Source organism: Methylobrevis pamukkalensis (assembly GCF_001720135.1).
Lineage (GTDB): Bacteria > Pseudomonadota > Alphaproteobacteria > Rhizobiales > Pleomorphomonadaceae > Methylobrevis > Methylobrevis pamukkalensis.
Map to the genome: position 1 here is coordinate 1 of NZ_MCRJ01000270.1, position 1,066 is coordinate 1,066.

Sequence of the window (1,066 nt, forward strand, 5' to 3'; positions counted from 1 at the left end):
CTCCTTCAGCACACGCGCCGCAGTGGACAGCCGGATCTGGCCGATGCCGACAGAATAGTCAGGCATCCTGCCGGTCACAGCCAGTGAGAGATCGGCCATCCTGTCTTCTGCCTGACGCATGAGCGCCGGACGGTTGTACCGCTCGGCGGCCAGGATCGCGACCGTGAGAGCATTGATCGAAACGTCGCCGAAAGGGGTCGTGAAGTCCGTGTCGGTGGGGTTCTCCTGACATTCGGAGAGAATGGACCCGGAGATGATCTCGTAGGGACCTTCATCGGCGTCGGCATCGGTGCCGACCGCCCAGTTCGCGACACCTGACGCATGAAGCACGGCGAAGCCAAGGCGTTCCTCGACCGAAGTCCTTGTCAGGATGGTCGTTTCGGCAATCTGGCCAGAATATAGCTGCTCGGTCGAGAAGGTCGGCATAAGCGAATAGCTCACCAGCAACAGGGCACCCAGTGCCGGAAGGCCGACGTCGGCCCTCTCCGGCAGCAATCGCCGGAGAGCGTTGGCGACTCTGTCAGCGGCGGGGGTCATGGGATCCCCTCCCTGCCTTCGGACGGGAGGACGACCGAAGGCCAAGCGGCGAGGGGCCTGCCGAGTTCGGCTGTGAGCGCGGCGACTTCACGGGGCAAGGCCTGTGACATCGCCGCTTCATCGCTGTCCGGTTCAGGCACGATCTCCCGCTTCAATTCGATCGCGCTGGCCAGATAGGTGGCCATAGCGGCCGTCACGGAGGCGATTACCGAAGAACGGACTGCCGCGACCCAGGCGAGGTCAGCCTTTGCTTCGGCAATCTGGTTGCTGGAGCCACAGTCTTGAACAGGAGCCGAGCCAATGCGCAGCCGAGACCTCCAAAGTAGTAGTAGGAGCAGAAATAGATGGCATAAATGCAGATGAAAGGAATGTACAAATCGATCAACGCCGGATCTATAAGGATATCCCAGTATGTGATGAATGGCCATGCGAGCAACAGTGCGGCGATGAAGGCCCCGAGCTTAGCCGTAAGATCGACCTGGAACACAAGATAGCGAACCGCGCGCCGACCGAACCGCCCTTCCGGAAA

The 1,066-nt window shown here is 60.9% G+C and carries 3 protein-coding genes; all 3 read right to left on the reverse strand.

The features are described from left to right. Nucleotides 1-537 (reverse strand): hypothetical protein (locus tag A6302_RS20435; protein WP_141704050.1); only part of this gene is annotated, 537 nt, incomplete at its 3' end. Then, the gene (locus tag A6302_RS20440; protein WP_069308533.1) at nt 534-722 is read right to left on the reverse strand and encodes a hypothetical protein; all 189 of its coding nucleotides are present in this window, start codon (nt 720-722) and stop codon (nt 534-536) included. The genes A6302_RS20435 and A6302_RS20440, both read right to left, overlap by 4 nt. 20 nt (nt 723-742) lie before the next feature. Further along, a partial coding sequence (locus A6302_RS23780; protein WP_210183426.1) for a hypothetical protein occupies nt 743-1,066 on the reverse strand: 324 nt, incomplete at its 5' end.

What these genes read in the sequence shown, in the direction of transcription:
- A6302_RS20440 (WP_069308533.1), bottom strand. Translation starts at nt 722, where the DNA reads ATGGCCACCTATCTGGCCAGCGCGATCGAATTGAAGCGGGAGATCGTG.